A 25,575-nucleotide genomic window follows, 5' to 3' on the forward strand; every position below is an offset into this window, starting at 1 on the left:
TATTCGAAACTTCGTGTGCGGTTTGCACTGTTGGACGTGTCATAAGGCAAGCACGACGGAAATTTCAAGAAAAATGCGCTTTGGCGCATCAATCATAGGTTAGACAGAGCAGTTTCCCCATGAGCACGACAATGCGCACATATCTGGACTGGAACGCGACAGCACCCTTGCTGCCTGCCGTCCGGGATGCGCTTGTCTCCGCGCTCGATCTCTCCGGTAACCCGTCTTCCGTTCACAAGGAAGGTCGCGCGGTTCGCGCAGCTGTTGAAGCAGCGCGCCGCGATGTGGCCGCACTCGTCGGAGCCCAGGCTTCGCATGTGGTTTTCACCAGTGGTGCGACGGAAGCGTCCAATCTGGTTCTGTCGCCAGTTTTCAAGATGGGGCGTGCACCGCTTTCCATCAGTCATCTCTATGTTTCGGCAATCGAGCATCCCGCCATTCGCGAAGGTGGCCGATTCGATAAGGCTGATGTTACCGAACTGGCCGTGACGCCCGATGGTGTGATCGACCTGGCTGCGCTTGAGGCCGCGCTGGCATCTCATGACAAGGCCAGTGGCATGGCGATGGTTGCGCTGATGCTTGTGAATAATGAGACCGGCATTATCCAGCCCGTGGCGCAAGCGGCGCAGCTAGTGCATGCGGCTGGTGGATTGCTGGTGGTTGATGCGGTTCAGGCTGTAGGTCGGATCTCGGTTGATATCGAAGCGCTGGGCGCGGATTTTCTCATCGTCTCCTCCCACAAGATTGGCGGTCCCAAGGGTATGGGCGCGCTGATATCAAGAGGTGAGGTAATGATGCCGAAGCCTTTGATCCATGGCGGTGGCCAGGAAAAGGGGCATCGGTCCGGCACGGAAAACACATCTGCCATCATTGGCTTCGGAACGGCAGCCGTTGAGGCACTGAGGATTGTTGACACGGATGTGCCGCGCTTGGGTGCGTTGCGCACCACGCTGGAAGATGCGATGCGCGCGACAGCGCCGGATGTGATCATTCATGGTGCAGAGGCGGCGCGGGTTTGCAACACGACATTCTTTACCCTGCCGGGTCTCAAATCTGAAACGGGGCAGATCGCTTTCGATATTGAAGGCATTGCGCTTTCGGCTGGTGCCGCCTGCTCGTCTGGAAAAGTGGGCGAAAGCCACGTTCTGACGGCCATGGGGCGCGATCCAAAGCTGGGCGCTCTACGTATTTCTTTGGGAGTGGCATCGACCCAGGATGATATTGAGAAGGCAATTGCTGCTTTTGCGAAGATATCCGGGCGGCGAAAGCTGTCCGTACAGGCGGCATAGAGCCAAAACAATTGCGGAAAAGCAATTTTTCGCTTGCTGGAGAGTGTGAAAAGCGCGATCCGAACACTAAATAAGGCATAGCAAAGAAAGTTATGCTCGACACGAATGAAGGCGGGTCATCCGTCTTGATACGTTGACAAGCCACCGGACCTTGGATCCGGCGAGATTGGAGAACGAATATGGCTGCGGTTCAGGAAACGATCGATCAGGTCCGCCAGATCGATGTGGACCAGTATAAATACGGTTTTGAAACCGAAATCGAAGTGGACAAGGCTCCGAAAGGTCTTTCCGAAGAGGTTATCCGTTTCATTTCCGCCAAGAAGGAAGAACCGGAATGGATGCTTCAATGGCGTCTTGAGGCTTATCAGCGTTGGCTGACGATGGAAGAGCCCACATGGGCTCGCGTCAATTACCCGAAGATCGATTTCAACGATCTCTATTATTACGCCGCGCCAAAGAGCACGCCGGGACCTAAATCGCTTGAGGATGTCGATCCTGAGCTGTTGAAGGTTTACGAGAAGCTCGGCATTCCGCTGATGGAACAGGAAATTCTGGCCGGCGTTGAAAACCGCCGCGTGGCCGTGGATGCCGTGTTCGACAGCGTATCGGTCGTTACCACCTTCAAGAAAGAGCTGATGAAGGCCGGCGTGATTTTCATGTCTATCTCGGAAGCCATTCGCGAATATCCTGAGCTGATCAAGAAATACATCGGCTCGGTTGTTCCGACGACGGACAATTATTACGCGACGCTGAACTCTGCCGTCTTCACGGATGGCTCCTTCGTGTTCGTGCCGAAGGGCGTTCGCTGCCCAATGGAGCTGTCCACCTATTTCCGCATCAATGAGAAGAACACCGGCCAGTTCGAGCGCACGCTGATCATCGCGGAAGAGGGCGCTTATGTGTCCTACCTCGAAGGCTGCACAGCACCGCAGCGCGATGAGAACCAGCTTCATGCTGCCGTGGTTGAGCTTGTGGCTCTGGATGATGCCGAAATCAAATATTCGACGGTCCAGAACTGGTATCCGGGCGATAAGGACGGCAAGGGCGGCATCTACAACTTCGTGACCAAGCGCGGTGATTGCCGTGGCCACCGTTCGAAGATCTCGTGGACGCAGGTCGAGACCGGCTCTGCCATCACCTGGAAATACCCATCCTGCATTCTGCGCGGCGATGACAGCCGTGGCGAGTTCTACTCGATTGCCGTGTCCAACGGTCACCAGCAAATCGACAGCGGCACCAAGATGATCCACCTCGGCAAGAACACGTCGAGCCGCATCATCGCCAAGGGCATCGCTGCCGGCTTCTCGGAAAACGTCTATCGCGGCCAGGTTTCGGCTCACCGCAAGGCAACAAACGCGCGCAACTTCACGCAGTGCGACTCACTGCTGATCGGCGACAAGTGCGGCGCACACACCGTGCCTTACATCGAGGCGAAGAACTCGTCCTGCCAGTTCGAGCACGAAGCGACCACGTCCAAGATTTCCGAGGACCAGCTGTTCTACTGCCTGCAACGCGGCATTCCTGAGGAGTCAGCCATCGCTCTGATCGTCAACGGCTTCGTGAAGGACGTGATCCAGCAGCTGCCGATGGAGTTTGCGGTTGAAGCGCAGAAGCTGATCGGAATTTCGCTTGAGGGATCTGTCGGCTAAACGACCTTTCGTCATCCTCGGGCTTGTCCCGAGGATCTGCTGCCGTGGGATGTAGGATGAGCGGTTTCGTCTACATGATGTCCGATAAACCACGGGGTGTTATCTACACAGGTGTCACGAGCGATTTGCATGCACGTGTTTGGGAACATCGCAATGCAGTACAAAAAGGTTACACTGAAAAATACAGGGCCAAAAACCTCGTCTGGTTCGAAACCCACCCGAATATCGTGCTGGCGATCCAGCGGGAAAAATCGTTGAAGCGCTACATGCGTGATTGGAAAATCAGGCTGGTTGAAGAGTTAAACCCAACTTGGCTCGACCTTTTCGAGCGCATTGGCGAGATCGAAAATGCCTATATGCCGCATACAAATACGCTGGCGTCGGGTGACTATAATTGACGTGATTAGATCCTCGGGACAAGCCCGAGGATGACGGACTAAACTGTTGAGAGCGGGCCTGCAATATGGCCAGACAGGCGGCCTTTGAAACCGCTGTACGGATAGGAAACAAACATGCTTGAAATCATCGACCTGCACGCAAAGATCGCCGATACCGACACGCAGATCATCAAGGGCTTGAACCTGAAGGTTGCGGCTGGTGAAGTGGCGGCTATCATGGGGCCGAATGGCTCTGGCAAGTCCACGCTGTCCTACATTCTGTCGGGCCGTGAAGATTACGAAGTCACTTCCGGTGACATCCTCTATAACGGCGAAAGCATTCTGGAACTGGACGCTGCCGAACGTGCGGCCAAGGGCATCTTCCTTGCCTTCCAGTACCCTGTCGAAATTCCCGGCGTTGCCACCATGCAGTTCCTGAAGGTTGCCATGAACGAGCAGCGCAAGGCGCGTGGCGAAGCTGAGCTGACGACGCCGGACTTCATCAAGAAGGTGAAGGAAGCTGCTGGCGATCTTAAGATCGACATGGACATGCTGAAGCGTCCGCTGAACGTCGGTTTCTCCGGTGGTGAAAAGAAGCGCGCTGAAATCCTGCAGATGGCGCTGCTTGAGCCGAAGCTTTGCGTGCTTGATGAAACAGACTCTGGTCTCGATATCGACGCGCTGAAGATCGTGGCCGATGGCGTCAACGCGCTAAAGTCTCCGGACCGTGCGACCATCGTCATCACTCACTATCAGCGCCTGCTCGATTACATCGTGCCAGATAGCGTTCATGTTCTCTACAAGGGCAAGATCATCCGGTCCGGCGACAAGAGCCTTGCTCTTGATCTGGAATCCAACGGTTATGCCGACATCATCGGTGAAGCAGCCTGATTGGCTGAGGAGAGCGATGTCATGAATATGCAAACAACAAACCGGCAGACGCCAGCGGAAACCGCGCTGATCGAAGCCTTTACCGCCAAGTTCAGCGCCCTTCCGGGTGATGGAAACGTCGTGGCCGCACGTGATGTGCTGTTTGACGATCTGAAGACCGGTGGCCTGCCAACGCGGCGGGTTGAGGCCTGGCACTATACGGACCTGAAAACACTGCTTCGCGGCATTCCCGAAGATGCTCCAGCGCCTTTGATCGAAAAGGCTGCAGCACTCGTTGAAGGCTCACACATTGCCTATGTTCTGCAAGGCAAGGCAGCCGATTCCGAGATCGAAGGTTTCAAGGTCGAAAACTACGCGGAAAGCCTGACGGATGGCACGGCTGCTGCTGCACTCGTTGCCGCCAGCAAGGATGACGCGATTGGCCGCATCAATGGCAGCTTCGTGCGCGATGGCCTTTCGGTCGTCGTTCCAGACGATGCCATCTTGGTCAATCCGTTGGAGCTTCACGTCACTCATGGCGCCGGGCAGGTCCATAGCCGATTCCCAGTGCGTTTCGGCAAGGGCTCAAAGGCAACCGTTATCGAGCATCACCTGTCGGTGACATCAGATGCTGCATTTGTGTCTTCTGTTAGTGAGATCGAGGTTCAGGATGGTGCCGAGGCCACCTACGTGCTGTTGCAGCGCCAGGGTGCTGCCGATACGCATCTCGGCCAGCTGCGCATCGTGATGGGTGCAGATGCCAAGCTTGCGCTGTTCGTCATCAATGCCGGTGGCAAGCTGGTTCGCCAGGAACTGCGCGTTGATGTTGAGGGCGAGGGCTCCGAGCTTTCCATTCGCGGCGTCAACCTGCTGGGTGGCGAAACCCATACTGACGTGACCATGGTTCTGGGCCACAATGTGCCGAACACCAGCTCGACTGAGGTGTTCCGCAATGTGGTGTTTGATCGCGCCAAGGGCATCTTCCAGGGCATGATCCGGGTTGCCCCGGATGCCCAGAAAACCGATGCCAAGATGGCTTGCAACACGTTGCTGATGTCTGACGATGGCGAGTTTTCGGCCAAGCCGGAACTTGAAATCTTTGCAGACGACGTTCAGTGCGGCCATGGTGCGACCGTTGCCGATATCAGCGACACTCATCTCTATTATCTGATGGCGCGTGGCGTTCCACGGGCGAGAGCACGGGCCATGCTGGTCAACGCTTTCGTTGATGAGATCGTCGAAGAGCTTGAAGACGAAAACCTCGTAGCGGCGCTGGAAGAGATCATCGCCAACTGGCTGGAACAACATGCCTGATCGCGAACGCGCCGCAGTGGCCGCCCCTTATGACGTCGAAGCCGTGCGGAAGGATTTTCCGATTCTTTCGCGCGAGGTCTATGGCAAGCCGCTGGTCTATCTGGACAACGGTGCGTCCGCACAAAAGCCGCAGGTGGTGATCGATGCCATCTCGCACGCTTACGCCAATGAATATGCGAACGTCCATCGCGGCCTGCATTTTCTCTCCAATGCGGCGACCGATGCTTATGAAGCATCACGCGAAAAGGTTCGCCGCTTCCTGAATGCCGGATCGGTGGACGAGATCGTATTTACGAAGTCCTCGACCGAGGCCATCAACACGGTTGCCTATGGTTATGGCATGCCCAAGATCGGGGAGGGCGACGAGATCGTTCTGTCGATCATGGAGCACCATTCCAACATTGTTCCGTGGCATTTCATCCGGGAACGGCAGGGCGCAAAGCTCGTCTGGGTCCCGGTTGATGATGATGGCGCATTCCACATCGAAGACTTTGAAAAAAGCCTGACCGAAAAGACCAAGCTCGTCGCCATTACCCATATGTCGAACGCTCTTGGCACCGTGGTTCCGGTCAAGGAAATCTGCCGTATTGCACATGAACGCGGCATTCCGGTGCTGGTCGATGGCAGTCAGGGCGCGGTTCACATGCCGGTCGATGTGCGTGATATCGATTGCGACTGGTACGTTATGACCGGCCACAAGCTTTATGGCCCGTCCGGCATCGGCGTGCTCTATGGCAAGGCTGACCGTTTGAAGCAGATGATCCCGTTTCAGGGCGGTGGGGAGATGATCCTCGACGTGGGTGAAGACGTGATCACCTACAATGAGCCTCCACATCGTTTCGAGGCCGGTACACCGCCCATCGTCCAGGCCATCGGTCTTGGCTATGCGCTGGATTATATGGAAGGTGTTGGTCGTGCAGCGATTGCGGCGCATGAAGCGGATCTGGCGACCTATGCTGCAGAGCGGCTGCGGGCGATCAATTCTTTGCGCATCATCGGCAATGCGCCAGGCAAGGGCGGGATTTTCTCGTTCGAGCTTGAAGGCATCCACGCCCATGATGTCTCGATGGTCATCGACAGACGCGGTGTGGCGGTTCGCGCCGGCACCCATTGCGCCATGCCACTCTTGAAACGCTTCGGCGTGACCTCCACATGCCGTGCATCGTTCGGCCTTTACAATACGCGCGCGGAGGTGGACGCTTTGGCCGAAGCTCTCGAATACGCCCGCAATTTTTTCGCCTGAGGATCAGGACCATGACAACTGAAACAACAGAGCAGACCCCCGCCGTGACAGAAGCACCCGCCAAGGTGTCCTCCATCGCGCCGGACGAGTTGGCGCGCATCAGCGATGATGTGATTGCGGCTCTGAAAACCGTTTATGACCCGGAAATTCCGGCGGATATTTTCGAACTGGGTCTTATCTACAAGATCGACGTTGAAGATGACCGCATGGTCAAGATTATGATGACGCTGACCGCGCCGGGTTGCCCTGTTGCGGGTGAAATGCCGGGTTGGGTGGAAAACGCCGTAGGTGCCGTTGAAGGCGTATCGGGTGTGGCGGTTGAAATGACCTTCGATCCGCCATGGACACCGGATCGCATGTCTGAAGAAGCGCAGGTCGCAGTTGGTTGGTACTGATCCGGCACTTGATACCAACGGCTTATCAGACTAGATTCAATTCCATGAAAGCATCGGGCCTTGAACCCGATTGTTGAAGGAGAATGGGCCCATGGGCTTTGCAGTAATGACGATGACCGAGGCTGCGGCCTTGCGGGTCAAGGCAATTGTCGAAAATTCCGGTCCTGACGCCAAGGGCCTTCGCGTGGGCATCAAAAAGGGTGGCTGCGCGGGCATGGAATACACCATCGACCTCGTGACAGAGCCATCCGCCAAGGATGATTTCATCGAATTTCAGGACGCGAAAGTCTGGATTGAACCATCCGCCGTGCTTTATCTGCTCGGCACCCAGATGGATTTCGAATCGACCAAGATGCGTTCTGGCTTTACCTTCACCAACCCTAACCAGACATCGGCCTGCGGCTGTGGTGAATCGGTAGAGTTGAAGCCTGCCGATTTGGCAGCACTTGCCAAGCAGCGTCAGGAAACAGTCGGCGCTTGAACGCATTCTTAGTTTCGTCACGCTCGGGCGCGTCCCGAGCATCTTCCGCGTCTGATTTCTCGGAAACGTGGTTAGATCCTCGGGTCAAGCCCGAGGATGACGTTGGAGGAGGCGTTTAGTGACGCAACGGCCTTGTGTGTATTTTAAACGGCTTCCCGCACAGCAATCTCTGCCATGGTCAGTGCGGCTTCCCGTGTTTTTGCAGCAGCGATGAATCGGCCGTTGTGACAGAAGGTGGCACCCTCAACGCCGGATGCCGTTTCCAGCTCGCCGTTCGTCAAACCGGCCCATGAGGCGGGAAGATCGGCGCGCAGTTCAAAACCCTCATCGGCACGACGGATACCGGTCACGCACCAGTCCTTGTCACGGGGATGGACGACGAAGAGAAGGTGATCGGCGCCCGCTTTTACCACCGCAGGGCGGAATGGCATGCCGATGGGAAGTTCCAGAACGCGGTTTTCACCGGTTTTAGCAATGGCATCCAGCACCAGCGTTTCAGCACGAAGTTTTGCGGCCTTCTTGCCAATGCTGGCTTCAACGAAGCTGCGAGCAATCGAAAGCGCTGCATGAAAGGCCAGATCGTCGGCTTCGGGGTCGGTGTTGTCGAACGTCGGTTTCAGTGTTTCGAGCAGCACCGGCAGTGTCAGACCGGCCAACTGTCCAGCCGTGGCAGGGCTCAGCGCACCATTGTCCATGAGATCGATAGGCAGAACGAAGCCCGTATCGAATGATGCGTGGATAGCCTCGATATGCGCTTCCGGTATGCCGGACGCGGCGAGGTAAAGATGTCCGTAATGTTTCCAGATCAGGCCGAATGAACTGTAGGGTTGGCCATCTTCGCGAAGCGGCGCGCCGCGCTGGTGGTGGTCGAAAATGCGCGTCTGCTCATCATAGGCACCGCCGACGTCGTAGATGATCCGGTCTTCGGCTGGCGTAATCCATTCAGGCGCGCGGCTGCGGACGATTTTCGCCTGCGGAAAAAGCCGTGTGAGGACGACGCTTGAAAGCAATTCATCAGCATGAAAGCCACCCGAATGGGTAACTAAAAAATCCACGAGCATGGGTCGGCCTATCGATTGAAAAGAGATTAATTTTCCGATCAGATACCGTTTGTCCGCCAGCCCCGCAATACTCCATTAGGAGATTGCGGTGATTTCCAGCTCCTGATCGCCAACATACACAGGGTCTCCAACCGCTTTGCCCAGCAAGGCGCGGGCAACGGGAGATACGTGTGAGATCGAACCGACCTTGGGGTCTGCTTCGTCTTCGCCAACGATGCGGTAAGTCTGCACCCGCCCGTCATCGCGCTCAAAGGTGACCGTGCTACCAAAGGCAACGACGTCGTTGGTTTCAGGCTCCGGCATGGGCTGTGCCGTGTGAAGGCGCTCGGAAAAATAGCGCAGATCGCGCATGTGCGGGCCAGCCAGGCGGCGGCGCTCATTGATATCTTCAATGGCGTTTGCGTCGTCAAAAGCTTTGCGCGCCTCTTCCACCTGCCGGTGCAGCGCTTTCAAACCCTCTTCGGTTACCAGGTTGGGATGCGTTGAAACGGGACGATCCGGCAGCTGTGTTTCAGCTGCTGTTTCAGCACTCTCTTCTTTGACAAACGCGACGCTCACTTGCAAAACTCCTTCGATCAACTCTCCTCTATATGGAGATTGGCCGGAGAATGACAACCAGCAGCGTTATTCGTGCCGCAGCGCCTCTATGGGGCTTAGGCTTGCTGCGCGCCGTGCCGGGAAATAACCGAAGACGACCCCGATGGCTGCCGAAAAGCCAAAGGCAAGCGCGATAATGGCAGGGCTGGTGACGAAGGGCACGCCCAGAAAGCTGACGACGGTGTAGGCAAGACCAAGCCCCGTGAGAATACCGGCGACGCCGCCAAAGGCAGACAACATGACCGCTTCCACCAGAAACTGGGTCAGAACCTGCTTTTCCAGTGCGCCGATGGCGAGGCGAATGCCGATTTCGCGCGTTCGCTCCGTGACGGAAACCAGCATGATGTTCATGATGCCGATGCCGCCGACAAGCAGGCTGACAGCGGCGACCGCGCCGAGGAGGCCCGTCAACAGCGTCGTTGTGCCTGTCATCGCGGAGGCGATCTGCGCCATGTCGTTCACCGTGAAGTCGTCATCCCGGCCAATCGCTATCCGGCGGCGCTCGCGCAACAGGTTCTCGATATCCGATTGCACCTTGGCCGTTGAGACGCCGTCCTGCGCAGAGACCATGACGCTGGAAATGGTGGTGGTGCCACCGATGCGCCTTTGATGGATTTTCAGCGGCATGATGATCGTGTCGTCCTGATCGTCGCCCAGACCCGACTGCCCCTTGCGGGCAAGAACGCCGATGACAGGGCAGGAAATGTTGCTGACCCTGATCGTCTGGCCGACAGGGTTGGCGGAGCCGAACAGTTCCTGACGCACGGTTTCACCCATGATACAGCCAATCTGGCCACCACGATCTTCCGCGGGCAGAAAGTCCCGGCCCAGTGCCAGCGTCCAGTCTTGCGTCACCAGATAATCATTCGTGGTGCCGACAACGCTGGTGGCGTGGTTTTTGCCACCATAAATGACCGTCGCAGCCGAGCTGCGGTTGACAGGCGCGACGGCCCTGATGCCGCTGAGTTGGTCCCGCATGGCGATGATGTCATGATCGTTGAAGCGCTTGGCCTCGGTGCTGGCGCGGCCGGGGCCGAACTGGCCGGGGCGCACGAACAGCATGTTGGTGCCAAGGCGTGACAGCTCGGATTTCACCTGCGCTGTCGTGCCATTGCCAATCGTGACCATTGCAATGACCGCAGCCACGCCGATGACAACGCCAAGCACGGTGAGAAACGAGCGCAAGATATTGCGGCTGATGGCGCGCATGGCAAGGCGTGCGGTTTCAAGAAACATTAAGAGCCTCCTGCCGTTCGGTGGCGCTGTCGGACGCCAGCGTTCCATCCACGAAGCGCAGCAACCGATTGGCAAAGGCCGCTATGTCTTCTTCGTGCGTGACCATGACGACGGTGATGCCCTTGTCGCGGTTGAGGGAGGTGATCAACTCCATGATTTCGGTGCTGGTTTTCGTGTCGAGATTGCCCGTCGGTTCATCGGCGAGAAGAAGGGCAGGGCGGGTCACGATCGCGCGCGCAATGGCAACGCGCTGTTGCTGGCCGCCGGAAAGCTCTTGTGTGGTGTGATGTTCACGACCAGCGAGGCCGACCTGCGCCAATGCCTCCATAGCGCGGGGGCGTCGCTCGGCTGCTTTCATACCACGATAGATCAGGGGCAGTTCCACATTCTCGACGGCGGATGTGCGCGGCAAGAGGTTGAAGCCCTGGAAGACGAAGCCCAGCATGTGTCGCCGCAGCAGCGTCAACTGTTCGCTTTCAAACCCACTCGTCGGCACGCCCTGAAACAGATATTCCCCGGCACTTGGTGTATCGAGACAGCCGATGATGTTCATCGACGTCGATTTTCCCGAGCCTGATGGCCCCATGATGGCGACAAATTCGCGTTCGCGAATCGACAGGTTGACGCCATCGAGAGCCCGGATCGTCGCCTCGCCAACACCATATTGTTTGACGACATTTCGAAATTCGATGAGGGGACTTTCCGTCATGGTCATCTTATCTCAACTGCTGCGTTGGGTTGCGTCGGTGATGACCTGATCATCTGGCTTGATGTCGCCGGATTTGATGGCCGTAAACTGGCCATCGGTCGCGCCGGTCTCAACAGGCACGGAAACCGGCGCGTTGTTGCGCAACACCCACACGCTGCGTTTCGTCGTATCTTCAGCCCCACTGCCGCCACGCTGGCGCCCCATGCGGGGAGGGCGGAAAAGCCCCATCATGCCGCCTCCACGCGAGGCCGATTCGCGCGGTGGTGTATATCGAAGAGCGGCGTTGGGAATGAGGATTGCATCCTTGACCTGCTCCACCACAATATTGGCGGTGGCTGTCATGCCGGGGCGCAAAAGTAGCTCGGCATTATCAACCGTCAATATGCCTTTGTAAGTAACAACGTTCGAAACTGTTTCGGAAGCAAAGCGCACAGTTTGTATCTTTGCCGGGAAGCTTCGCTCGGGATAGGCGTCCACATTGAATGTTGCGGTCTGCCCAGTCTGGACCTTGCCGACATCTGCCTCATCGATGGCCACCTGAAGCTCCATCTGTCGCAGGTCGCCCGCAATGGTGAACAGAACGGGCGCGTTCAGCGAAGATGCCACTGTGGCACCGGGGTCCACATCGCGCGTCAGCACCACGCCGTTGATGGGCGACACGATCTTTGCCTTGCCGAGATTGAGTTCCGCAAGCCGCAGATCCGCCTCAGCCGACAGAACCGATGCGCTGTTGACCTCAAGCGTGGCGGCGGCGGCGTCATAGGTGAACTGCGCTACTTCAAGGTCCTGCTGGCTGGAAACACGGCTTTGGACCAGCGATCGCAGCCGGTCCATTGAGGATTTCGCAGAGCCAAGATCGGCCTTTGCCTTCAGGACACTGGCCTTGGCGGAGGAGAGCTTGGCGCGCGCGCTTTGCACATCGGCTTCCAGTTTGTTCGTATCCAGCTCCGCCAGAATGGCGCCTGACTTTACCTCGCTGTTATAGGTCACGTTGACCTTGCGGATGGTGCCGGAAAGCTCGCTGGATATGTCCACCTGATCGGTGGGTTGAACGGATCCTGTGGAGGTCACGATAACTGCCAGATCACCTTTCTTGGCGTCCAGCGTTGTGTAGGTATAGGCGACACTGGCGCCGCCAGCGACATAATAATACCCCCCGGCACCCGCCAGCACCAACAGCGCAACCGTTATATAAAGTGCGCGGCGTGACTTTTTCTTGCCGGTCCGTGACGTGCTGAGAATGTCCCTCAGGTCGGGCTGGGGAGCTGCGGCGTTTTTGCTTTTGCCAGCGTCATCGGGCGTGGTCATGTGGGGTACCTGCAAGACTTGGCCGAGTTCCAGCGATTTCCAAGGGCGATGCCTGAGAACAATGTCGCATATGATGTCGGCGATACGATTTCCATGGATGGGAAGTCGCACAGCTTTAAGGCAGGAGGAAGTGAAATCTTGGTAATGAAGCTGCGCAACCCCGGGTTTGCAGCGTGACGCGGAACACAATTCCGGCACTTTATCCCATTCGCGCGTTTCGCGAAGTGGAAAGCCGGGCGATGGTATCGCCCGGCTTCTTGTCGGTTATCAGAATTCAGACCACTCCGGCTCATGCTTGACGGCAGCCGCGCCGCCGCCAAATGCGCTGGCCAGCTTGCGACCGAGGCTGCGGGCAGGCGACGGCGCAGGTGTCGAGGCTTTGCTCGCCACACGTGGCTTTGTGGCAGTTACGTTGGGGCGCTGGGCAACGCCGGATTCACCAAGACGGAATTGGCCGAGCATTTCCGTCAGGCTCTTGGCTTCCTGTGCAAGTGCATGGCTGGCGGCTGTCGATTCTTCCACCATGGCCGCATTCTGCTGCGTACCCTGGTCCATCGTGTTCACGGCCGTGTTGATTTCCTGGAGACCCAGCGACTGTTCGCGGGAGGCTTCGGCAATCGCGTGGACGTGCTTGTTGATTTCCTGCACTTCCGCAGCAATCGTCTCCAGAGACTTACCAGTTTCGCCAACCAAGTTGACGCCGGTGCGAACCTGTTCACCTGATGTGTTGATCAGCGCCTTGATTTCCTTGGCGGCATTTGCAGAGCGGGATGCCAGTTCACGGACTTCCTGAGCAACGACGGCAAAGCCCTTGCCCGCGTCACCGGCACGTGCGGCCTCGACGCCCGCGTTGAGTGCGAGAAGGTTGGTCTGAAACGCGATATCATCGATGACGCCAATGATGTTTGCGATCTCTTTCGAGGACGTTTCGATCTGGTTCATCGCCTGGATGGCATTGCGAACGATCTTGCTGGAGTTTTCGGCGCCGTCGCGGGTGCGGACAACCAGTTTGCTGGCCTCATCGGCGCGCTTTGCCGCGTCCTTCACCGTCGTAGTGATTTCTTCCAGCGCGGCTGCGGTCTCCTCGACTGATGCAGCCTGCTGCTCCGTGCGGCGGGAAAGATTGTCTGCCGAGCCGAGAAGCTCGTTTGCACCGGCGCTGATGGCATGCGCGTTGCCGCCAACCGTATTCATCGCGGCATTCAGCTTTGCGATGGAGCTGTTGAAGTTGCGGCGCAGTCCATCCAGATGCGGAACGAATTCATTTTCGATGCGGAATGCCAGATCACCATCGGCCAGACGACCAAGGGCTGTTTCCAGTTCGGTAACAGCGAGCTGCAGTTCCTGCGATTCGCGGGCCTTCTGGCTGTCTCTTTCGGCACGCTCTGCTTCGGTTGCGAACTGTGCTTCATCGGCCTGTTGAGAAAGCTTGGCGCGCTCAATGGCATTGTCGCGGAATACAGCGACGGTCTTTGCCATCTCGCCGATCTCATCCTTGCGGGAGGTGCCAACAACATCGACGGCGGTTTCGCCATTGGCAAGGCTCGTCATGCGTTCACGCAGGCGCGCCATCGGGGTCGTGATGCCGGCATTCGTTACGTAAACAGCAAGGGCAAATGCGACCAGCACGCCAAGGCTGAGGCCGATAATGCTCCATTTGATGGTCGATTGGACGGATGCAGACATCCGGTCACCGCCAGAGGTCAGAATTTCCATCATGGCCGTGTTGTTGCCGCCAGTTTCGGCGGAAAGCTGCTTCATCAGCGAGTCGTTTTCTTTTAGAATAGCTGGGATTTCGGCGCGGTTGCCAGCTGCGGCAAGGGCAATGGTCTTATCCGTGTTGGCTTTGACCGAACGAAGAAGAGTGACAATCTTCTGCATCGTCTCCTGGCGGCTCGGCACCATAACGCCGATCGACTGGAACCGTTCAGCGGCGACCTGCATATCCTTTTCGTATTTCTCTTTGATCTCTTTGTAGGTGGTCGAGGTTGCATCTTGCTCGATCAGACGAAACGAAATTGCAACGGCCGTCCAGACCCCTGCCGATGCTCGTGCGCCGAGCACCGCAGCCTGACTCTCATTTGTAATGAAGCCACGATAGGCATCATTGGCCTGACTGAAGCGGACGGACATGTAAGCTATGCCAGATAACGAAAAGACGCCCAGAAGGACGAGCAAAGAAAGGATTTTTGTTTTGATTCCGAAATTCTCAAGCATTGAGTCCCCCCGTAACCGACGCCTGACAACAGCCGGGATCAGTTAACCGCCCAGTAAAATACAGTGTAATTGAATGGAATGCCGCGATGGCTTCGACGAATGCATCATGCTGTCGGCTCTGAACCGCATCGATTACGCAGACTTATTGGCTCAACCGTTAAAAAGCTCTAAAATGTGAGGTACTAGTTATTGCCCTGAACAGATATCCAGCTTTGGACAGGCATCTGATACTTGTCCGGCTAATTTTATTTCTGCTGAAATATATTGCGATGCAAAAAAATGAAAAATTTTTGATTTTCCTGTTGCAGGCCATGGGTGAACCGTGTATCTCCCCAGCATCGAAAGACGGAGTGTAGCGCAGTCTGGTAGCGCATCTGGTTTGGGACCAGAGGGTCGGGAGTTCGAATCTCTCCACTCCGACCACTTTCTTAAAAGTCATGATTTCAATGGCTTGCAAAAACCCCATAAAGTTTCAGTTTAAAATGAATGTCGATGAAGATCGGCGCTTGCGCATTAATATCTGGCTTTACGCCAGATATTGGAAGTAGCCCCATGCGGCAACGAAGAATGCGATGACAGCGGCAACGACCGCCAGTTTGCGCATTTGAGGATTTGGCTTGCGCGGCTGCTTTGGTGGCTCCGGCTTGCGAAATTTAATAACGTTTTCGTTCATCTATCATATCCTTTTCAGTGCTTGCCGATAGAATATGCTTCTCGGGCAGGGCGCAAGACTGGGCTGAAAAATTTCGAGACTTGTGGTTTTTATGGTTTCCGCAACAAGGGTGTAGCGAGCGGCTTGACTTCACGGATGAGTCGGTTCAATTGAGTTTTACACGCGTATCGTTATCGAGATATGATGCGTTGTGGCCAGAAAGAGCGGTAGACCGCTTGATCGCAAGACCGGAGCAGTTTGGAATGTCTGCAAAAATTTATCGCCCAGCCAAGACGGCCATGCAATCTGGCAAGGCAAAGACGAACCTGTGGGTGTTGGAATTTGACGCCGAGGTTCCGCGCAGAATTGATCCGATCATGGGATACACGTCTACGTCTGATATGCAGCAGCAGGTCAAGCTTTCGTTCGAAACGCAGGAACAGGCCGAAGCCTACGCTCAGCGCAAGGGCATCGAGTACCGCGTGATCCAACCCCAGGAGGCAACCCGCAAGGTCGTTTCCTACACAGACAATTTCAAGTACAGCCGCACCCAGCCCTGGACGCACTGAACTATAGAGATAAAGGCCCCTTAGCTCAGCTGGATAGAGCACCTGCCTTCTAAGCAGGTTGTCGCAGGTTCGATTCCTGCAGGGGTCGCCACCTTTCCAAACCTGGTCAGATAATCCATTCACAGTTTGATCTGGTTTTCAGTCAGCTAAAACCCGGTTGCCAATTCCATTGGCATTCTTAACATCTGAAAATTACAGCTTAGTCGACTTGCCGCGCTGACGGTCTGCCGATCAGCAGTGCCTCAGATAATTCTCCCAGGACATTGTGAACCTCCATGCTCCGATCGCAGAGCATGGAATTGCCGTTTCTACAGGCAATGCGATTCGCCATGGATTGATAGCGCCCATGGCGATTGCTGTTATTTTTTCGGCGCAGACTGCTTTGCGGGGGCAGACGAGAACTTCAGGCCGCAGCCTTTTCTTCTGGAGGCATCTTCCACGGCCTGCATTTCGCCCTTTAATCTGGCGACTTCAGCGGCAGAGGCTCCATCGCCGCTGTTGAAGAACAGGGCAGGCCAGAAGAGGACTATACCGACGGTTGTCAGGGCAGCATCTTGCCCAGCCTTCTTATTTTGCACGCCAGCTGCCATGGCGGCACGGCTGGATACCGCTTGAGCCTCATCAGCCAACTGAGCGCAAGACCGGTTGTTGTAAAGTGTCGGAGACACGTAGGACGCTGATATTGTTTCAGCCTTTGAAGCGCACAACGCTGCTGAGACGGCAATCAAGCCGACCGCTATTATATTTTTCATACCCCCCCCCCCATTTAACGGGAGCTATCAATCAGAACTTCAATCATGAGTCGAGTCAACGCGCGACGATAGCACCAGAAAACGGCTGAGTTTTCAGGCAGGCTGCACGCAATGTTAATCCGCGGTAGGCGGGAAGTTTCCAGCTGCGTCGTTCACATCGGTGGTCTGGCTTAGTTCACGTTCAGCACATGCGCGTGGCTGCTGGCAAGCATAAAGGATTCACGCGCTGTTTCGAGTTCGCCTTGGCCGGAGATGGCTGCCAGACATGTGCGCCGTGCCGCTTCATATTCCGGGCCATGATCGTCGGGCCACCGATACATCAGCATATCGAGCGCGATGAGGGGGCTGTAGATTTCCAGTGCGACACAGCGGGGCAGGTGCACGTTAACGGGCGTTGCCCACTGCGCATGGTGGCAGGGTTCTGTTCGTTGGATGAGCATTTAGGTAGTCCTCCCTAATATACTCTCACGAACAGCTATCTCACATATTAGTTCCTGTTCACGAAAAAAGTGAACGCGACAGGGGTATCTTTTTTCCAAGATGAATGGAAAATGAATGAACTGAAGATGAACGAAATCACCACACGGGCGTTATAGACCATATGCCCACATGAAGGAGGCCCGATCATGTTCAACCTATCTGGAATGCAGGAAAGCTTTTTCGGCGAACGTATGGCCGGTGTCTGCCAGGCAATTACATCCGCGCTGGCATTTGAGTCCGGGCTGGAGAAATCCAATATCTCCGCTTCTGCCGATAATGATATGATTTATCTTGAAGGCACGGCTGACTCGGTCGAAGCAATCGATATTGCGATCAATCTCGCATCTTCGATTTCGAATTGCCGGATCCTGAGCCACATCGAGCCTTGCTACTAAGCTAAGCGGATGCGCCGGGCGGTGACGCCCGGCATCGCATGCATTTATCGCATGTTCCCAATCTGTTTGCTGCGAACAGTATCGCCGCGATCAATTCCAAGCTGTCTGGCGGTTCCGCCGTTTAGCTCAAGCACGAAGCGCACCGGGCCGCGTGAGCTGATGATATCCTCTGAATGCGGAACGGCGTTCGCGTGAACATGCGTGACCTTCCCATCCTTTGAGATGAACACCATGTCGAGTGGGATCAGCGTATTACGCATCCACATCGTCACTTCGCGATCAATCCCAAAATCGAACAGCATTCCATCTGCGGGCGCCATGCTCTTGCGGAACATGAGACCCTGCTGTCGCTGTCCGTCAGTGGTCGCCAGTTCAGCCGAAAATTCCAGCTTTTTTCCGCTCGATGTCTCGATCGTCAGAGGCTCTTTCGAGAATCTCTCCTGAGCTTTCGATGAAGCGGTCGTCAAAACGAAAAAAGTGAGTATCGCTACGATACCCACTTTGTATTTCGAAAAAGATAGTCTTGATATCAATGTGACATTCCCACAGGCGCCGGATTATCCGGGTGAATTTCTGCGGCCATAAGGCCCTTGTCTCCGTCACCGAAGCGAACGAGAACGACCTGGCCGGGACGAAGTTCCGCAAGACCATAGCGGCGCAGCGTTTCCATGTGCACGAAAATGTCCTCAGTGCCTTCGCCGCGCGTCAAAAATCCGAAACCCTTGGTGCGATTGAACCACTTGACGATGGCGCGTTCCAGGCCGCTTGAGGCTGTTATCTGCACATGAGTACGAACTGGGGGAAGCTGTGAAGGGTGTACGGCTGTCGATTGATCCATCGAGAGAATGCGGAATGTCTGGTAGCCGCGGTCTCTGCGCTGAATGAGGGCAACAATGCGTGTTCCCTCGAGAATTTTCTGATATCCATCGCGTCTCAGGCAGGAAACGTGTAGAAGAACATCCTGCATGCCGTTATCCGGCACGATGAAGCCGAACCCCTTGGCAACATCGAACCATTTGACAACGCCGGTGATCTCGACCAGGTCTACCGCCTCGCTCGAGAGGTCTTCGAAATCGATTACATTTTTCGTCGATATCCTGTCAGCCATTTCCACCCAGCCCCTCTACGCACTTACCACTACCGGTTACTGATTCCCTAAGGATAGATTAACATCTTGGTAACCGTGTCGCGCAAGCCCTAGTTTTTGATTTATCCACCTGCTTTTATGTCTCTGGGCTTGCTCAGGGCTGACTTACCTGCCGTTACGGCAAGTTTAAAATGTGAAGGAGAAGTACATGCGCTATCTGCACACAATGGTTCGGGTAAAAGACCTCGAAAAATCCCTTAATTTTTATGGTTCTGTCTTCGGTCTGGAAGAAGTCCGCCGAATCGAGAACGAGAAGGGGCGCTTTACACTCGTGTTTCTCGCCGCACCTGAAGACGTTGCCGCCGCGCGGGATACTAAAGCTCCATGCCTGGAGCTGACTTACAACTGGGATGCTGAGGACTACACGGGCGGGCGCAATTTCGGCCATCTCGCCTATGAGGTGGATGATATCTATGAGACCTGTGCCAAGCTTCAGGCCAGTGGCGTTACGATAAACCGCCCACCGCGCGATGGTCATATGGCGTTTGTGCGCTCGCCGGACGGTATCTCGATTGAAATATTGCAGAAAGGCGCAAGCCTTGCACCAGCAGAGCCATGGATATCAATGGAGAATACCGGCGCCTGGTGATGTGATTCCTTTTTAAGGACATCGCAAACATCACGCTTGCGTTTCCGGGGCAGGGCATGCTCGTCATCGTACGGCGTGCCCGCTCATCCCGGATGTGCTGCGACAGTGGGTCGGTCACGTTGAAACGCATCTGCGGAGGCTTTGCCTTGAAAATCATCAACCGCAAGCCGGTCTCTCTGGCTCAAAGCTGTCTTGCCGCCGTTTTTATTCTGGCGCTGTCTGGCTGTGTCTCTGCGGTTCCTGAACAGAAAGACGCGTCTGCGACACCGACACCGGCTGCAAACTCGCCGCTGGCTGCCGGTCAGGCCACTGCGCAGGGCACTGCTGCGGCGCAAGGGGCTGTGGGCGGCTACGTTGATTCGGCGATGGTATCTGCGACATCGAGGTCCGCTTCCCCAGTCCAATCGAATCAGCCCGTCATGGCGCAGCAGGCGCAGGTCGCCGACCCTGTTTACGGGCAGGCTCCGCAAATTTCGGGTCTTTCCACCCAGCCAACCGGCATTTCCGCCAGCTCTCTCAGCATCTATGCCAACTCGGCGCCAGGAATGGTGAACACAGCCGCTGGCGCTTCAGCGGCGACAGCGCAGCCTGCCGCAGCGCCAACAAGTATTCCGGCCTATGCACCGCTGCCGAAGGTCTCACCGGCTTTGAACAGCGTTTATTCTGCGCCTGCGGCAGTGCAGCCCATGCCTGCCGCGCCCGCGTCATCGGGCCAGCAGCACTCAGCTACAACGGTACCAATGAACGCCGCCGAGCCCACACAGGCTCTAGCAGCACTTGGCGGGTCGCCGAAGGGAACTGTCCCGGGTGAACAGACAGGTGTCCCTGCCGCAGCTTTCTTGGCGGGTTTGCCTAAGAAGCGCGGTTCGGGTGCCGCAGGCGGCACTCAAGTCGCCGCTCTGCCCCTATCGGGAACGGCAAGGCAAGGCATGGGGCTGGCCGGGCGCACGTCGATGACGGATGAATTTGATGACACGCATGCTGGTGACGATAACAAGCCCGCGGGCCTGATGAAGCTTGCCTCGCTTTCAGGCCTCAGCCGCGTTGCGCCGAACGGTTTGCTGCTGCAGACGCAGGATGTGAACGTCGGCTGTTTCAAGCCGGAAATGATCCGAAGAATCAAAGAGGTTGAGGCGCATTTCGGTCGGCCCGCCATGGTGACCTCAGGTTACAGGCCAGCAAAGTCAACGACGCAGGGCTCCAAGCATTATACATGTGATGCTGCGGATATTCAGGTGAACGGCGTTTCGAGATGGGAACTGGCCAATTATCTGCGCTCTATTCCAGATCGGGGTGGTGTCGGCACCTACTGCCACACCGAATCCGTCCACATGGATCTTGGAGAGCCACGTGACTGGAACTGGCGCTGCCGCCGCACGCAGAGCAGCCTGTAGATCCTAATTTACTCTCGAAAAACCCTTTAAACGCTCAACGCCCCGACACTGTGTGGCGGGGCGTTGAGTTTTAACGCTATGTTGCCGGGTAGCCTCAGCTAAACCCAGGCATCAAGCAGCATTATGGTGCTGTTGGTGTTGCTGGAGCCGGTGTTGCAGGTGCTGGTGCCGGTGTGGATGGCGCGGTATCCGGTGTCGCTGGGGCAGGGGTGGCCGGTGCAGGAGCCTGAGTGCTTGGCTGCGATGTTGTCGCTGCTGGCGGCGTTGCGGGCGCGGTAGCCGGTGTGTTTGATCCCATCATAAAGAAAGCGAGCGCCAGAACTACGACGATACCTGCGATGACAATGGTCAAAGTACGATTGTTCATGAATTTTTCCTCCAAATCACCAATGTGCCGCTAATCGGCATGCCGGATGACCACATAACAATGTGGTATCAGCGTGATTGGTTGCAATTGGAGGGTATATTCGCCGACAAAACTGTCGCCCGCCGAATCAACATAGGCCAGCAATCAAAGCTCGGATTTTTGTTTCGGAGAAAACTGGGTTTTGGAAAAGTGGTGAGAGGCGTGGGACTCGAACCCACGACCCGCGCATTAAAAGTGCGCTGCTCTACCAGCTGAGCTAGCCTCTCTCACCATTTGGTCTTACGCATTTCAATGACATATCAACACGAACAATGTGTTAAAGTTCAATCGCTTCGAAAGCGGAATTGCGCTCCCCGGTGGCGGCGAAGCGCCCCTCGGAAGTGGGCGGAACATAGGTAGAGGCGGGTCTGCGGTCAACCCATAAAAACACAAATCATTCGACTTCCCGCGTTTTTTTGTCACGGGCGCAAAAAGGTGATTGGTCGTAAGGGGTTGGCGGCGTTACAAGCAGCTCCAGATCTGTTGGAGTTCTTCCTTGTTCATTGCCGATATCTCCCTTTTGACAGCGCTTCTTGCCGGTGCTCTCTCATTTTTATCACCCTGTGTGCTGCCATTGGTGCCGCCCTATCTGTGCTACATGGCGGGCATTTCGGTCGAGCAATTCCGCGATGAGCGCTATGAGGCCAAGCCGCAGGTGCGCAAAGCCGTGCTTTTGGCAGCCCTGTTCTTCACACTGGGGTTCGCCACCGTCTTCGTCGCACTGGGTGCGGGGGCGTCCAGCATCGGCATGGTGTTGAGGCAGAACCTCGATATTCTCGCCAAGATCGGCGGTTTCATCATCATTCTGATGGGCCTTAACTTCCTTGGCGTGTTCCGAATCGGCGTTTTCTCTCGTGAAGCGCGGTTCCAGAGCGGCGGCAAACCGGCCACGCTGTCCGGTGCCTATATTATGGGGCTTGCCTTTGCGTTTGGCTGGACCCCCTGCATCGGCCCGGTGCTGGGCGCGATCCTCGGCGTCGCCGCTTCGCGGGAGACTGTGGGTGAGGGCGCGATGCTGCTCGCCGTCTATTCGGCTGGTCTGGCCATTCCTTTCTGGATTGCCGCAGCCTTTTCCGGCACTTTCATGCGCTTTCTGGCCCGCTTCCGCCGTCACCTCGGCATTGTTGAAAAGGCCATGGGCGTGCTTCTCGTCCTCACGGGCATTGCCTTCATGTCGGGCTTCATTACCGATGTGGCGATCTGGTTTCAGGAGAGCTTTCCAATCCTGATGCAAATCGGCTAGACCCTTTCGGGCATTATAGACGGCGAGGGGTTGCCATGGCTGATATCGCCGGACTGCTGTTTCCGTTTTTCGGACTGATCTTCATCGGGTATCTGGCCGGACGCATAACGAAACAGCCAGCCGAGGCGCTTGGCTGGCTCAACACCTTCATTATCTACGCGGCTTTGCCTGCGCTGTTTTTCAAGCTCGTTGCAAAGACACCGATCGATCAACTGGCGCGCATGGATTTCGTCGGTCTGAGCCTTCTTGCGACCTATAGCGTGTTCGCGCTGCTGTTTGTGATTGGCTACGTCATCAGGCGCAACAGCCTGTCTGAATCCACCATTCAGAGCTTTGCGGGAAGCTATGGCAATATTGGCTATATGGGCCCCGGTTTGGCTTTGTTGGCCTTTGGAGACCGGGCGGCGGTGCCTGTGGCGCTGATTGTGTGTCTGGAAAATGCCATGCACTTCATCACGGCACCGGCGCTCATGGCGGTTGCGGGTGGAGACAAGCGCTCACCCTTGAAGCTTGCCGCAGACGTCGCAAAAAAGGTGCTGACGCATCCCTTCATCCTCTCCGTCATCGTTGGCTTTATTGCCGCCTTCATCGGCTGGCATCCGCCGCAGCCTGTACAGCAACTGGTGGATTATCTCGCGCAATCGGCGGCACCCTGCGCGCTGTTTGCCATGGGCGTCACGCTTGCGCTCCGTCCCTTGAAGCGTGTTCCTGTGGAGATTAGCTATATCGTGCCAGCCAAGCTGCTGCTCCACCCCTTGCTGGCTTACGTCATTCTCTCATCGTTTGGGTCATTCGATCCGGTGTGGGTATCGACGGCTGTTCTGTTGGCGGCGTTGCCGACGGCAACCAATGTCTTTGTCATCGGCCAGCAATATCAGGTCTGGCAGGAGCGGACCTCCGCTACCATCCTGATATCAACGGTACTGTCTGTTTTCACCGTAACGCTGGTGCTGTTTTTCATCCGCTCCGCGAGCGTTTGAAGCTGCTGGCCAGAAGCGAGGGCAGGGCCTTCAATCCGCGTCCGGGTTCAATGCCTTCCCGCATGACAAGACCGCGCAGCGGGCCGACATTGGACAGGATGTGAAGACCTGCTGCGCGCGCCACCTGCATGGGCAGGAAGCTTGAAAGCAGCGAGCGGTTGAGCAAATCGACGCTCAAAGTACGGCTGACGACATCGCCACGGCGGCGGCGATCGAAGGTTGAACCGGCATCGGCAGGAATTGGCCCGCCTGTCAGCGTGCCCAAAAGGTCTGTCAGCACGATAATATCCCGCAGGCTGAGGTTCAGGCCCTGTGCGCCGATGGGCGGAAAGCCGTGGCCTGCCTCGCCAACCAGCGCCACCCGGCCTTTGCCAAAGCGGCTGGCGGTCATGCTGGATAGCGGCCATGTCTGGACATTGTCTTCCACCGTCACAGTGCCGAGCATGGAGTGCATGCGCTCTTCCACGCGGCGGCTGATATCCTCTAATGAAAGCGCTGAGAGGTCCCGCGCCTGTTCCGGGGTAACGACCCAGACGAGGCTTGAGCGGTCACCCATCAGCGGGACCTGCGTGAATGGTCCGGTCGGCGTGTGAAATTCGGTTGAGACATTGCCGTGCGGGCGCGTGTGAGAAAAGTTGAGAACCACGGCTGTTTGCGGGTACGTCCAGGATCGCGCACGTATGCCCGCACATTCACGCACTTTCGATTGCCGTCCGTCTGCGCCGATCAGGAAGCTGGCCGCAATCTGCTCGCCATCCTGAAGCGTGATCCTGGCTTCTGTTTCGTCAATCTCGATGTCTTGCGCAGAGGCGTCGATAAGCTCGATGTTGCTCTCTTTGGAAATCGCCTCACCGAGCGCGTGATTGAGCGTCTCATTGGACATATTCCACCCAAAGGCGGAAAGTCCGATTTCGGACGAGCGAAAGGCAACGGTAGGCGCGCGCAAAAGCCGATCCGTGCCATCGATGATTTGCATGGTAGATAATTTGGCGGCTGACGGCTCTATCTGTGACCAGAGGCCAAGACGGTTCAGGAAGCGGATGGATTGATCCATCAACGCTGTGGTGCGCTTGTCCACCTTGTCGGTTTTCGGCGCAATCAAAGCTACGCTGCGGCCTGCGCGCGCAATTGCAAGCGCGGTGATCTGTCCTGCAAGGCCTGCCCCAACAACGGCGATCTCGACGTTCTTCATTTTTCCGCTCCAATTCAGCGCGCGCAACTAACTTCAACATAGTGAGTTTACATGGCCAAATCCAGAAGACTGACATGGCATCGATGTCATGCTACCCATGGAAAAAGAACTTTAGTCCCCGGATTAGAATTGGGGAATGGTTGCAAACAGCGATGAATGGTCGCATACCCGACTTGACAAAGCGAACGGAAACGAGGCCACTGCGCTGATATGAAGATATTCAAATATAAGCGCGTCCCCTATGCAGAGATGCGGGCGTTTTCGGTTCACATTCTCACTGCATCCGGTTCATTCCTTGCATTTCTGGGTGTTGTGGCCGCAGCAGAGCATCGTTTCGTCGATATGTTCTGGTGGCTTGGTCTAGCCCTTGCCGTCGATGGTATCGATGGACCTATCGCCCGCAAGGTCCGGGTCAAGGAAGTGCTGCCAAACTGGTCTGGCGATACGCTCGATAACATCATCGACTATGTGACCTACGTGCTGTTACCAGCTTTTGCTCTTTATCAGAGCGGGATGATCGGTGAGCCATGGTCCTTCGTGGCAGCAGGCATGATCGTGGTTTCCAGTGCGATTTATTATGCCGATATGGGCATGAAGACCGACGAATACTTCTTCTCGGGCTTTCCCGTGGTCTGGAACATGGTGGTGTTCACCCTGTTCGTGATCGATGCCAGTGCGACAACCGCCATGATTGTCGTCACGATCTCGGTCATTCTCACATTCCTCAACATCAACTTCCTGCATCCTGTGCGGGTCAAGCGTCTGCGGCCGTTTAATCTGGCTGTGTTTTTTGTCTGGTGCGCGCTGGGCGGCTACTCGCTTCTGTCGCATTTCGCCACGCCGGACTGGGTGGTGGCAGGTGTGGTGATCACTGGCATCTACCTCTATTGCATCGGCGCAGTCATGCAAGTTTTCCCCTCGCTCGGCGCGCGTTAAATTCAGTCGTTCAAAACCTTAGCCTATTCGTCATTTTGAGTTGTGCACGGCAATAAAACCGGTATTTAGTATCGATAACGGGCAGTGCCCAATT

At 56.2% G+C, this 25,575-nt stretch carries 28 protein-coding genes and 3 tRNA genes; 17 read left to right on the forward strand and 14 right to left on the reverse strand.

The window, feature by feature from the left end:
- Nucleotides 1-119: 119 nt before the first annotated feature.
- From IFT53_RS08770 to sufA, 8 genes are all read left to right on the forward strand, one after another.
- Complete coding sequence (locus tag IFT53_RS08770) at nt 120-1,289, forward strand: cysteine desulfurase family protein (protein WP_192064013.1); 1,170 nt, start codon at nt 120-122, stop codon at nt 1,287-1,289.
- A gap of 179 nt (nt 1,290-1,468) precedes the next feature.
- On the forward strand, nt 1,469-2,938 hold the full coding sequence (sufB, locus tag IFT53_RS08775) for a Fe-S cluster assembly protein SufB (RefSeq protein ID WP_192064012.1): 1,470 nt from the start codon (nt 1,469-1,471) through the stop codon (nt 2,936-2,938).
- A 56-nt stretch (nt 2,939-2,994) separates the two neighbouring features.
- The gene (locus tag IFT53_RS08780) at nt 2,995-3,336 is read left to right on the forward strand and encodes a GIY-YIG nuclease family protein (protein ID WP_192064011.1); all 342 of its coding nucleotides are present in this window, start codon (nt 2,995-2,997) and stop codon (nt 3,334-3,336) included.
- 114 nt (nt 3,337-3,450) lie between these two features.
- On the forward strand, nt 3,451-4,206 hold the full coding sequence (sufC, locus tag IFT53_RS08785; RefSeq protein WP_042615991.1) for a Fe-S cluster assembly ATPase SufC: 756 nt from the start codon (nt 3,451-3,453) through the stop codon (nt 4,204-4,206).
- A 21-nt stretch (nt 4,207-4,227) separates the two neighbouring features.
- The gene (gene sufD / locus IFT53_RS08790; protein ID WP_192064010.1) at nt 4,228-5,499 is read left to right on the forward strand and encodes a Fe-S cluster assembly protein SufD; all 1,272 of its coding nucleotides are present in this window, start codon (nt 4,228-4,230) and stop codon (nt 5,497-5,499) included.
- Complete coding sequence (locus IFT53_RS08795) at nt 5,492-6,742, forward strand: cysteine desulfurase (RefSeq protein WP_192064009.1); 1,251 nt, start codon at nt 5,492-5,494, stop codon at nt 6,740-6,742. The genes sufD and IFT53_RS08795 overlap by 8 nt, the downstream gene beginning before the upstream one ends.
- Nucleotides 6,743-6,753: 11 nt before the next feature.
- The gene (locus tag IFT53_RS08800) at nt 6,754-7,137 is read left to right on the forward strand and encodes an SUF system Fe-S cluster assembly protein (protein WP_192064008.1); all 384 of its coding nucleotides are present in this window, start codon (nt 6,754-6,756) and stop codon (nt 7,135-7,137) included.
- Between the two features lie 91 nt (nt 7,138-7,228).
- Entirely contained in the window at nt 7,229-7,618 is a 390-nt protein-coding gene (gene sufA / locus IFT53_RS08805) for a Fe-S cluster assembly scaffold SufA (RefSeq protein ID WP_192064007.1), read from the forward strand.
- 143 nt (nt 7,619-7,761) lie between these two features.
- On the opposite strand, the gene IFT53_RS08810 is transcribed toward sufA, so the two are convergent.
- The 6 genes from IFT53_RS08810 to IFT53_RS08835 form a co-directional block, all read right to left on the reverse strand.
- Nucleotides 7,762-8,679 carry an MYG1 family protein gene (locus tag IFT53_RS08810; RefSeq protein WP_192064006.1) on the reverse strand — a complete coding sequence of 306 codons (918 nt, stop codon included), beginning with the start codon at nt 8,677-8,679 and terminating at the stop codon, nt 7,762-7,764.
- A 75-nt stretch (nt 8,680-8,754) separates the two neighbouring features.
- A complete protein-coding gene (greA, locus tag IFT53_RS08815) occupies nt 8,755-9,237 on the reverse strand; it encodes a transcription elongation factor GreA (RefSeq protein WP_192064005.1) in 483 nt (160 codons plus the stop codon).
- A gap of 66 nt (nt 9,238-9,303) precedes the next feature.
- Entirely contained in the window at nt 9,304-10,512 is a 1,209-nt protein-coding gene (locus IFT53_RS08820) for an ABC transporter permease (RefSeq protein ID WP_192064004.1), read from the reverse strand.
- Nucleotides 10,502-11,221, reverse strand: a complete 720-nt coding sequence (locus IFT53_RS08825; protein ID WP_192064003.1) for an ABC transporter ATP-binding protein — start codon at nt 11,219-11,221, stop codon at nt 10,502-10,504. Before IFT53_RS08825 ends, IFT53_RS08820 begins: the two co-directional genes overlap by 11 nt.
- Nucleotides 11,222-11,233: 12 nt before the next feature.
- The gene (locus IFT53_RS08830; protein WP_192064002.1) at nt 11,234-12,529 is read right to left on the reverse strand and encodes an efflux RND transporter periplasmic adaptor subunit; all 1,296 of its coding nucleotides are present in this window, start codon (nt 12,527-12,529) and stop codon (nt 11,234-11,236) included.
- Nucleotides 12,530-12,796: 267 nt separating this feature from the next.
- The gene (locus IFT53_RS08835) at nt 12,797-14,746 is read right to left on the reverse strand and encodes a methyl-accepting chemotaxis protein (protein WP_192064001.1); all 1,950 of its coding nucleotides are present in this window, start codon (nt 14,744-14,746) and stop codon (nt 12,797-12,799) included.
- A 346-nt stretch (nt 14,747-15,092) separates the two neighbouring features.
- On the opposite strand from IFT53_RS08835, the gene IFT53_RS08840 reads away from it, so the two are divergent.
- A tRNA-Pro gene (locus IFT53_RS08840) sits at nt 15,093-15,169 on the forward strand.
- A 103-nt stretch (nt 15,170-15,272) separates the two neighbouring features.
- Here the strand turns inward: IFT53_RS08840 and IFT53_RS08845 are convergent.
- Nucleotides 15,273-15,419 (reverse strand): hypothetical protein, encoded by a 147-nt coding sequence (locus tag IFT53_RS08845; RefSeq protein ID WP_192064000.1) that lies wholly within the window; start codon nt 15,417-15,419, stop codon nt 15,273-15,275.
- Nucleotides 15,420-15,661: 242 nt separating this feature from the next.
- On the opposite strand from IFT53_RS08845, the gene IFT53_RS08850 reads away from it, so the two are divergent.
- Both IFT53_RS08850 and IFT53_RS08855 read left to right on the forward strand, forming a co-directional pair.
- Nucleotides 15,662-15,967, forward strand: coding sequence for an ETC complex I subunit (locus tag IFT53_RS08850; protein ID WP_192063999.1), 306 nt, complete (start codon nt 15,662-15,664; stop codon nt 15,965-15,967).
- Nucleotides 15,968-15,981: 14 nt separating this feature from the next.
- Nucleotides 15,982-16,058 (forward strand) — tRNA-Arg (locus IFT53_RS08855).
- 268 nt (nt 16,059-16,326) lie between these two features.
- Here the strand turns inward: IFT53_RS08855 and IFT53_RS08860 are convergent.
- Nucleotides 16,327-16,719 carry a hypothetical protein gene (locus IFT53_RS08860; RefSeq protein WP_192063998.1) on the reverse strand — a complete coding sequence of 131 codons (393 nt, stop codon included), beginning with the start codon at nt 16,717-16,719 and terminating at the stop codon, nt 16,327-16,329.
- Nucleotides 16,720-16,889: 170 nt separating this feature from the next.
- Entirely contained in the window at nt 16,890-17,159 is a 270-nt protein-coding gene (locus IFT53_RS08865; RefSeq protein ID WP_192063997.1) for a DUF982 domain-containing protein, read from the reverse strand.
- Nucleotides 17,160-17,345: 186 nt separating this feature from the next.
- On the opposite strand from IFT53_RS08865, the gene IFT53_RS08870 reads away from it, so the two are divergent.
- On the forward strand, nt 17,346-17,594 hold the full coding sequence (locus tag IFT53_RS08870; RefSeq protein WP_042619021.1) for a BON domain-containing protein: 249 nt from the start codon (nt 17,346-17,348) through the stop codon (nt 17,592-17,594).
- Nucleotides 17,595-17,638: 44 nt separating this feature from the next.
- Here the strand turns inward: IFT53_RS08870 and IFT53_RS08875 are convergent, their stop codons facing one another.
- The gene (locus IFT53_RS08875) at nt 17,639-18,088 is read right to left on the reverse strand and encodes a DUF192 domain-containing protein (protein ID WP_446737667.1); all 450 of its coding nucleotides are present in this window, start codon (nt 18,086-18,088) and stop codon (nt 17,639-17,641) included.
- 35 nt (nt 18,089-18,123) lie between these two features.
- Nucleotides 18,124-18,702: a cold-shock protein gene (locus IFT53_RS08880; RefSeq protein WP_192063995.1), complete on the reverse strand. Its 579-nt coding sequence runs from the start codon at nt 18,700-18,702 to the stop codon at nt 18,124-18,126.
- 187 nt (nt 18,703-18,889) lie between these two features.
- Here IFT53_RS08880 and gloA point away from each other — a divergent pair, with 187 nt between their 5' ends.
- Together gloA and IFT53_RS08890 are read left to right on the forward strand one after the other, a co-directional pair.
- The gene (gloA, locus tag IFT53_RS08885; protein ID WP_192063994.1) at nt 18,890-19,330 is read left to right on the forward strand and encodes a lactoylglutathione lyase; all 441 of its coding nucleotides are present in this window, start codon (nt 18,890-18,892) and stop codon (nt 19,328-19,330) included.
- Between the two features lie 56 nt (nt 19,331-19,386).
- Entirely contained in the window at nt 19,387-20,724 is a 1,338-nt protein-coding gene (locus IFT53_RS08890) for a D-Ala-D-Ala carboxypeptidase family metallohydrolase (RefSeq protein WP_244656245.1), read from the forward strand.
- Between the two features lie 121 nt (nt 20,725-20,845).
- On the opposite strand, the gene IFT53_RS08895 is transcribed toward IFT53_RS08890, so the two are convergent.
- Together IFT53_RS08895 and IFT53_RS08900 are read right to left on the reverse strand one after the other, a co-directional pair.
- Nucleotides 20,846-21,091, reverse strand: a complete 246-nt coding sequence (locus IFT53_RS08895) for a hypothetical protein (protein WP_192063993.1) — start codon at nt 21,089-21,091, stop codon at nt 20,846-20,848.
- A 190-nt stretch (nt 21,092-21,281) separates the two neighbouring features.
- Nucleotides 21,282-21,357: transfer RNA gene (locus tag IFT53_RS08900), tRNA-Lys, on the reverse strand.
- A 269-nt stretch (nt 21,358-21,626) separates the two neighbouring features.
- On the opposite strand from IFT53_RS08900, the gene IFT53_RS08905 reads away from it, so the two are divergent.
- Nucleotides 21,627-22,373: a cytochrome c biogenesis CcdA family protein gene (locus tag IFT53_RS08905; RefSeq protein WP_192063992.1), complete on the forward strand. Its 747-nt coding sequence runs from the start codon at nt 21,627-21,629 to the stop codon at nt 22,371-22,373.
- 35 nt (nt 22,374-22,408) lie between these two features.
- Nucleotides 22,409-23,353 carry an AEC family transporter gene (locus tag IFT53_RS08910; RefSeq protein WP_192063991.1) on the forward strand — a complete coding sequence of 315 codons (945 nt, stop codon included), beginning with the start codon at nt 22,409-22,411 and terminating at the stop codon, nt 23,351-23,353.
- On the opposite strand, the gene IFT53_RS08915 is transcribed toward IFT53_RS08910, so the two are convergent.
- Nucleotides 23,331-24,545: a UbiH/UbiF family hydroxylase gene (locus tag IFT53_RS08915; protein WP_192063990.1), complete on the reverse strand. Its 1,215-nt coding sequence runs from the start codon at nt 24,543-24,545 to the stop codon at nt 23,331-23,333. The genes IFT53_RS08910 and IFT53_RS08915 overlap by 23 nt on opposite strands.
- Before the next feature lie 210 nt (nt 24,546-24,755).
- Here IFT53_RS08915 and pcsA point away from each other — a divergent pair, with 210 nt between their 5' ends.
- Complete coding sequence (gene pcsA / locus IFT53_RS08920) at nt 24,756-25,481, forward strand: phosphatidylcholine synthase (RefSeq protein ID WP_042619029.1); 726 nt, start codon at nt 24,756-24,758, stop codon at nt 25,479-25,481.
- Nucleotides 25,482-25,575: the final 94 nt, after the last annotated feature.

Origin of the sequence: Rhizobium sp. CFBP 13644 (assembly GCF_014842165.1) — a bacterium.
Taxonomy (GTDB): domain Bacteria; phylum Pseudomonadota; class Alphaproteobacteria; order Rhizobiales; family Rhizobiaceae; genus Agrobacterium; species Agrobacterium tumefaciens_C.

Excerpts from the sequence above, each read along its gene's own strand:
- IFT53_RS08770 (WP_192064013.1), top strand. The coding sequence starts at position 120 with ATGAGCACGACAATGCGCACATATCTGGACTGGAACGCGACAGCACCC.
- sufB (WP_192064012.1), top strand. The coding sequence starts at position 1,469 with ATGGCTGCGGTTCAGGAAACGATCGATCAGGTCCGCCAGATCGATGTG.
- IFT53_RS08780 (WP_192064011.1), top strand. The coding sequence starts at position 2,995 with ATGAGCGGTTTCGTCTACATGATGTCCGATAAACCACGGGGTGTTATC.
- sufC (WP_042615991.1), top strand. The coding sequence starts at position 3,451 with ATGCTTGAAATCATCGACCTGCACGCAAAGATCGCCGATACCGACACG.
- sufD (WP_192064010.1), top strand. The coding sequence starts at position 4,228 with ATGAATATGCAAACAACAAACCGGCAGACGCCAGCGGAAACCGCGCTG.
- IFT53_RS08795 (WP_192064009.1), top strand. The coding sequence starts at position 5,492 with ATGCCTGATCGCGAACGCGCCGCAGTGGCCGCCCCTTATGACGTCGAA.
- IFT53_RS08800 (WP_192064008.1), top strand. The coding sequence starts at position 6,754 with ATGACAACTGAAACAACAGAGCAGACCCCCGCCGTGACAGAAGCACCC.
- sufA (WP_192064007.1), top strand. The coding sequence starts at position 7,229 with ATGGGCTTTGCAGTAATGACGATGACCGAGGCTGCGGCCTTGCGGGTC.
- IFT53_RS08810 (WP_192064006.1), bottom strand. The coding sequence starts at position 8,679 with ATGCTCGTGGATTTTTTAGTTACCCATTCGGGTGGCTTTCATGCTGAT.
- IFT53_RS08820 (WP_192064004.1), bottom strand. The coding sequence starts at position 10,512 with ATGTTTCTTGAAACCGCACGCCTTGCCATGCGCGCCATCAGCCGCAAT.
- IFT53_RS08825 (WP_192064003.1), bottom strand. The coding sequence starts at position 11,221 with ATGACGGAAAGTCCCCTCATCGAATTTCGAAATGTCGTCAAACAATAT.
- IFT53_RS08830 (WP_192064002.1), bottom strand. The coding sequence starts at position 12,529 with ATGACCACGCCCGATGACGCTGGCAAAAGCAAAAACGCCGCAGCTCCC.
- IFT53_RS08835 (WP_192064001.1), bottom strand. The coding sequence starts at position 14,746 with ATGCTTGAGAATTTCGGAATCAAAACAAAAATCCTTTCTTTGCTCGTC.
- IFT53_RS08845 (WP_192064000.1), bottom strand. The coding sequence starts at position 15,419 with ATGAACGAAAACGTTATTAAATTTCGCAAGCCGGAGCCACCAAAGCAG.
- IFT53_RS08850 (WP_192063999.1), top strand. The coding sequence starts at position 15,662 with ATGTCTGCAAAAATTTATCGCCCAGCCAAGACGGCCATGCAATCTGGC.
- IFT53_RS08860 (WP_192063998.1), bottom strand. The coding sequence starts at position 16,719 with ATGAAAAATATAATAGCGGTCGGCTTGATTGCCGTCTCAGCAGCGTTG.
- IFT53_RS08865 (WP_192063997.1), bottom strand. The coding sequence starts at position 17,159 with ATGCTCATCCAACGAACAGAACCCTGCCACCATGCGCAGTGGGCAACG.
- IFT53_RS08870 (WP_042619021.1), top strand. The coding sequence starts at position 17,346 with ATGTTCAACCTATCTGGAATGCAGGAAAGCTTTTTCGGCGAACGTATG.
- IFT53_RS08880 (WP_192063995.1), bottom strand. The coding sequence starts at position 18,702 with ATGGCTGACAGGATATCGACGAAAAATGTAATCGATTTCGAAGACCTC.
- gloA (WP_192063994.1), top strand. The coding sequence starts at position 18,890 with ATGCGCTATCTGCACACAATGGTTCGGGTAAAAGACCTCGAAAAATCC.
- IFT53_RS08890 (WP_244656245.1), top strand. The coding sequence starts at position 19,387 with ATGCTCGTCATCGTACGGCGTGCCCGCTCATCCCGGATGTGCTGCGAC.
- IFT53_RS08895 (WP_192063993.1), bottom strand. The coding sequence starts at position 21,091 with ATGAACAATCGTACTTTGACCATTGTCATCGCAGGTATCGTCGTAGTT.
- IFT53_RS08910 (WP_192063991.1), top strand. The coding sequence starts at position 22,409 with ATGGCTGATATCGCCGGACTGCTGTTTCCGTTTTTCGGACTGATCTTC.
- IFT53_RS08915 (WP_192063990.1), bottom strand. The coding sequence starts at position 24,545 with ATGAAGAACGTCGAGATCGCCGTTGTTGGGGCAGGCCTTGCAGGACAG.
- pcsA (WP_042619029.1), top strand. The coding sequence starts at position 24,756 with ATGAAGATATTCAAATATAAGCGCGTCCCCTATGCAGAGATGCGGGCG.